Consider the following 5,672-nt stretch of genomic DNA (forward strand, 5'->3'; position numbering starts at 1 on the left):
TTACTTTTGCAAGTGCCCACACAGTTTGCTTGGCTTGATATATTGTTAAAGAGCGTTTCTCAGCAGCCTTGCTGCGAGAGGTGCGTATTCTACACACCGCCAGTTTTCTGTCAACACTTTTTTGAAAAAAGATTTTTTAGAAAACTTATGTTTTCGGCGACTTCGTTGTCTGCCTCAAACGTGGGGCGTATTTTAGACATTTATCTCCATGGGTCAAGGGCTATTTTCAATGTTTTTATTCGTTTGTACAGATTCCCGTCAAATGTAAATAAACACAACACAATTAAGCCCAAATTCGTTTAATAAGTCACCAAATCGGCACTAAGCCGACAAAAATGATAAACTAAAAGCTACTAACTTAAAGCAACGCCTATTAATCATGACCTACAAAACAATCGATCCGTCCGAATACCCGCTGCAATTTGCCGAGAAGGCAAAACACTTACAGCAATTGTTGTCTCCTTACTATAGAGGAGAACTTGAACTACACGAGTCGCCACGCACTCACTACCGTATGCGTGCTGAGTTTCGAGTTTGGCATGAGCAAAACGACTTATACTACATAATGTTTAATCCCGAAACGCGGGAGAAAATCAGAATGGATGAGTTTGTTCCTGGCTCTGGGCTTATTAATACCCTGATGAAAGCGGTCAGAGACTATGTCATTGATAAGCCAATCTTGAGAAATAAGCTGTTTCAGGTAGATTTTCTTACGACTACAACCAATGAAGCAGTTATCTCCTGCTTATACCACAAACAATTAGATGCGGAATGGGAAGAGTCCGCAAAGCAAATGCATGAAGCACTATCTCCAATAACTGACAAGCTTGGACTCATCGGTCGTGCAAGAAAGCAAAAGCATGTCATCGGAACCGATGAAGTAGTCGAGTGCTTGAATATTGGTAACCGTCATTGGAAAACCGTACAAACTGAAAATGCATTCACCCAACCGAATGCCGAGATCAACAAGCAAATGATAACTTGGGCAATAAATAGTGTGGGAACACCGAAACACGACTTGCTCGAGCTATATTGCGGTAACGGTAACTTCACTCTGCCACTCTCAACACAATTCGAACACGTGCTGGCTACGGAGATCAGTAAACGGTCGGTGGCTTCTGCTCAAATGGCGACAGAAATGAACGGAATCAATAATGTTGAGTTCGTGCGCATGTCGTCAGAAGAGTTCAGTGAAGCACTCAAAGGTGACGTAGAAAAGCGAAGATTACAGAATATCGACCTGACGAGCTATGATTTTGGAACCGTACTTGTCGATCCGCCTCGCGCAGGCCTTGATGCTCTTACACTTAATGTAGTCAGTCAGTATCAAAGGATACTCTACATATCCTGTAACCCAGACACACTCATACAGAATATAAACGACCTGAGTGATAAGTTTACCGTTACAAAAGCGGCTTTATTCGACCAGTTTCCTTATACACACCATATCGAAGCCGGTGTCTTGTTAGAACGAAAAACTGGCTAAACATTTTTGGCTTCAGCGAGTGGGGCATTTGCTGAAGCCATTATTTTACGTGATCGACGTAAGTTACTGATGTGCGCGTAAATGATCAGTCCAGCGCCAACGGCAATAATAACCGGTTCTCCCCACGGACCAAGAATGTCTCGTTGCGAATATATTAATGCACCTGCGAGCAGCGGGATTAATAGAGACCACTTCCCATGCTGTTTAGCGCCGCCAATGAGCGCAGTTAGACCCACAATAACGCTGATACCTAAAATTGTGTTTTCGAGTAAATCCTCGCCTAAAAACGAGAAACCTACCAATGCAAGTAATGGGAGAATTAGAGGTAACAGCAAACAATGGATAGCACAGACCGTGGTGATCCATATACCCGCTCGATCCAGCTTTTGTTGTTTTGAATGAGTCATTTGCCCCCCTTACCTCAATGAGTCTGTTATATTATAACATACGTACATTGGTCGCAAGAGCGATCACAATTTAATCGTTAAGCTGAGGTGTATGAAAACGGAATCACGCGCTCAATTGAAGTTTCCTTTGTCTTAATCATCAGCAAACGATCAAATCCCATTGCGACACCTGCGCATGGAGGTAGCCCGTGTTCTAGCGCCGCTATTAAAAAACAATCCGCCGCGCGGTAGGGCAATTGAGCACGCTCACGTGCTGCAATATCTTTGTTGAAACGCAATGACTGCTCTACTGAATCGCTCAGTTCGTAATAACCATTGGCAAGTTCAATCCCCTCCCAATAAATTTCGAAACGTCGCGCTACGCTAGGATTTTTACTATCAATTTGGGCTAAGGCTGCCTGACTTGCAGGAAAGTGAGTAATAGCCGTTGGTTGCGATAACGATAATTGTGGCTCTACGTAAAGATTGAAAGCGACCTGCAAAATTGTATCCACATCCGACTCACTTGCCATCCAATCTTTCGTTCGCTCATCATCTTTCAAACGCTGATGAATTGCCTTTATTCCAGCCGGTGTTAGAGGGTCACACTGCATGTGTTGCAGAAAAGCATCTTGATACGTCAATTTTACTAAGGGCGGAGCGTCAGCAACTGTCATTAACAACTCATCAATCTCAGCTATCAGTTGGTCATCGTCAAAACCCACTCGATACCACTCCAGCATCATAAACTCAGGGTTATGGTGACGGCCAACCGGATCATCGCGTACCACATGGCTTAACTGATAGAGACTATGCCCATATTGCGCTAGCAAACGCTTCATCGCATATTCCGGGGAGGTTTGAAGATAACGTAAGTTGTGCTGACTATCGCGCGTACTGAGGTTTTCAATATGCCGATCGGTGACACCGTGTTGGCACAATAGTGGGGTATCGACTTCTAACACATCGCGCTCGAAAAAAAACGAACGAAGTTGCCGCAACAACTCCGCTCGTTTCTTTAATACGTTTAACGTGGCTTTTGAGCGCCAGTCAGACATAGTATTTACTTCTGCACGCGCGAAACATATTCGCCTGAGCGAGTATCCACTTTAATAACTTCACCAATTTGCACGAACAACGGGACACGCACTACTGCGCCGGTGCTTAGTGTTGCAGGTTTACCACCTGTACCGGCAGTATCACCTTTTAGCCCTGGATCGGTTTCAGTAATCTCAAGCTCAACGAAATTAGGTGGTTGTACGTTAATCGGGTTACCTTCCCACAGAGTAAGCGTACATACGTCTTGCTCAACTAACCACTTTTCAGCTTCACCGACGGCTTTTGCATCCGCGGCAACTTGCTCAAAGGTTTCATTGTTCATGAAGTGCCAGAACTCACCGTCGTTATAAAGGTATGCCAACTCCAGTTCAATTACATCGGCGCCTTCCACAGACTCGCATGATTTAAACGTTTTCTCAACGACTTTGCCACTGATGAGTTTACGGATTTTAACACGGTTAAATGCCTGACCTTTACCCGGCTTAACCATCTCGTTTTCAACGATAGAGCATGGCTCACCGTCTTGCATGATCTTTAAGCCACCTTTGAATTCATTGGTGCTGTAATTCGCCATAAATTTTGTATCCTTGTTTCTCAATACAACTCGATTGCCGCAATAATAAACCAATCCAAGCGGATTTTCAGGTAAAATAATGACATTAATTGTTAAATAGGGAGTCGTGCAGTGCAAACCCTTGAAGTATCAACGCGCGATGAATGGCAGCTCGAGTTGGCTAAAAGCTATAAAGATCCGCGCCAGCTGCTTACAACATTAGGGCTCGATCCCAATGCATTCAACGAGCACCTCGAAGCAAAAAAGTTGTTTTCGTTTCGTGTGCCGCGGCCCTTTGTCGAGTTGATGGAAGCTGGAAACCCACAGGACCCTCTCCTGAGACAAGTGCTACCCCTCGCTGATGAATTCACAGTAACCCCTGGGTACAGCGTCGACCCACTTAATGAAGTGACCGACAAACGTGAGCATGCAGTTCCCCAAGGTCTACTTCATAAGTATGCATCGCGTGTACTACTTCTGGTTCAGGGGGCGTGCGCTATAAACTGTCGCTATTGCTTTCGTCGCCATTATCCCTATGCGGATGATGTATTACCGCGTAAACAGTTTGACGAGTGTGTCGAGTACGTTCGTCAGAATCAAGAAGTGAACGAAGTCATTTTAAGTGGCGGCGACCCGCTGTTTGCCAATGATGGATACCTCATCGAACTCGCCGATAAATTGGCCGAACTAAAACAAATAAAACGGTTGCGCATTCACTCTCGCCTGCCGGTGGTATTGCCACAACGTTTAACCGAACGTCTTGCGACGCATTTAACCCAGCGCTTCGAGCAAGTGATATTGGTGATACACGCCAACCACGCTAATGAGATCGGAAGTTCGCTTAAACAGCACCTAGCAACATGGCGACAACGTGGTGTCACATTACTGAATCAAAGCGTCTTATTAAAAGCAATCAATGACGACGCAGACTCACTCTCACAACTCAGCGAAAGGCTTTTCGATGCGTCTGTGTTACCCTATTACCTACACCAACTCGACCCGGTTCAAGGAGCTGCGCATTTTGCAATTAGCGACGCGCGCGCACGTGAACTTTGGCAACAAATTAACGCCAGACTGCCTGGGTTTTTAGTCCCCAAGCTCGTTCGCGAAATTCCTAACCGAGACAGTAAAACACCCATCATGCCAAGCGAATGAGGAAAACCAAAGATGAGTGAAGCAATTGATCGCGTTGACAAACAGTTACAAGAACACCTGCGCGTACTCTATCGACAAGTTGTCGACGCGGACCAGTATTTAGATGATTTAAGAGAACAGGGCAAAGCTAAATTTGACAGTATCTTTGTTGAACAAACAGCTTTCGAAACCAAAGGCAATCGCTTTCAGCCTTATCTCCAAGAAGTGACAAAAAATGTAGAAGCCTGGCAACTGGAGCGTGACAATGAAGCGTTGTTGAAAACCATTGTCGAACAACTCCAGCTACTAACAGAGACGTTGGCGCGCCTTAAGCAGATCCGCCAGGCTGGTTAGCCTTAATTTGCTCGGAGAAGGTTTCTCTGAACCACTCTTCGAGCATCTTATGTTCATAGTAGTTAATATCTCGATTACGTTTAATCGAGGCCATACTATCCATATCAAAACCCATATCTTTTACAACAACAGAGTTCTCTTTAATAACCTGCCCTTGCGCGTCAGTTAGCTTGTAAGTCAAGTTAATACGCGGAAAATCAATAGGCCGTACAACACGAATATAAGATGTTGCGCTTTGACCAAAGGTCGGCTCGATCCGACCGGTTAAATCCACATCCGTAACCGTTACCTCAAGCGTTTGCTTTTCTGGCAATAAACTCGCTAATTCATTAAACTTCTCAGTGAAATCTTCTTTTGTCTTCTCTTGGAAACGCGACTCAATGCCCGTAGCCGGCGAAAAGTCGGTGTACTTCTCAACATCCTTGAACGTTACTTTAGCCTCGCCCGCAAACACAGACGTTGCAATAAGTGATAACGGAATCAACGATGTAACCCATATCCTTTTCATAATCACCTCCATAGGTAATTGACTCACAAGATTTGACTACAATATAACCAAAAGATTCCCTGATTACATAAACAAACAAAAAAAGAGCCCCGCAGGGCTAATGCTTGTCAGTTAAGCTAACGACTAGCATTTTTTCTAGGCGACCGCATCGGATAACGTTGCGGTCGCCTTTTTATTGCTCGTGGATAGTGC

7 protein-coding genes are annotated in these 5,672 nt (G+C 44.7%); 3 read left to right on the top strand and 4 right to left on the bottom strand.

Going from position 1 to position 5,672, the window contains the following annotated elements; genetic code table 11:
* The first annotated feature begins 379 nt into the window (after nt 1–379).
* A complete protein-coding gene (gene trmA, locus AWU56_RS12940) occupies nt 380–1,486 on the top strand; it encodes a tRNA (uridine(54)-C5)-methyltransferase TrmA (protein ID WP_286682763.1) in 1,107 nt (368 codons plus the stop codon).
* Here the strand turns inward: trmA and AWU56_RS12945 are convergent.
* From AWU56_RS12945 to efp, 3 genes are all read right to left on the bottom strand, one after another.
* Nucleotides 1,483–1,893, bottom strand: coding sequence for a MerC domain-containing protein (locus tag AWU56_RS12945; protein WP_006954333.1), 411 nt, complete (start codon nt 1,891–1,893; stop codon nt 1,483–1,485). The two genes, trmA and AWU56_RS12945, sit on opposite strands and share 4 nt — an antisense overlap.
* Nucleotides 1,894–1,970: 77 nt before the next feature.
* Entirely contained in the window at nt 1,971–2,930 is a 960-nt protein-coding gene (epmA, locus tag AWU56_RS12950; protein ID WP_286682764.1) for an EF-P lysine aminoacylase EpmA, read from the bottom strand.
* A gap of 5 nt (nt 2,931–2,935) precedes the next feature.
* Nucleotides 2,936–3,505: an elongation factor P gene (gene efp, locus AWU56_RS12955; RefSeq protein ID WP_286682765.1), complete on the bottom strand. Its 570-nt coding sequence runs from the start codon at nt 3,503–3,505 to the stop codon at nt 2,936–2,938.
* Between the two features lie 111 nt (nt 3,506–3,616).
* On the opposite strand from efp, the gene epmB reads away from it, so the two are divergent.
* A complete protein-coding gene (epmB, locus tag AWU56_RS12960; RefSeq protein ID WP_286682766.1) occupies nt 3,617–4,639 on the top strand; it encodes an EF-P beta-lysylation protein EpmB in 1,023 nt (340 codons plus the stop codon).
* A gap of 12 nt (nt 4,640–4,651) precedes the next feature.
* Nucleotides 4,652–4,972 (top strand): hypothetical protein, encoded by a 321-nt coding sequence (locus AWU56_RS12965; protein ID WP_006954337.1) that lies wholly within the window; start codon nt 4,652–4,654, stop codon nt 4,970–4,972.
* Here AWU56_RS12965 and AWU56_RS12970 read toward each other — a convergent pair.
* The gene (locus tag AWU56_RS12970) at nt 4,947–5,480 is read right to left on the bottom strand and encodes a DUF3016 domain-containing protein (protein ID WP_006954338.1); all 534 of its coding nucleotides are present in this window, start codon (nt 5,478–5,480) and stop codon (nt 4,947–4,949) included. The two genes, AWU56_RS12965 and AWU56_RS12970, sit on opposite strands and share 26 nt — an antisense overlap.
* Nucleotides 5,481–5,672: the final 192 nt, after the last annotated feature.

Origin of the sequence: Idiomarina sp. T82-3 (assembly GCF_001577655.1) — a bacterium.
GTDB lineage: Bacteria > Pseudomonadota > Gammaproteobacteria > Enterobacterales > Alteromonadaceae > Idiomarina > Idiomarina baltica.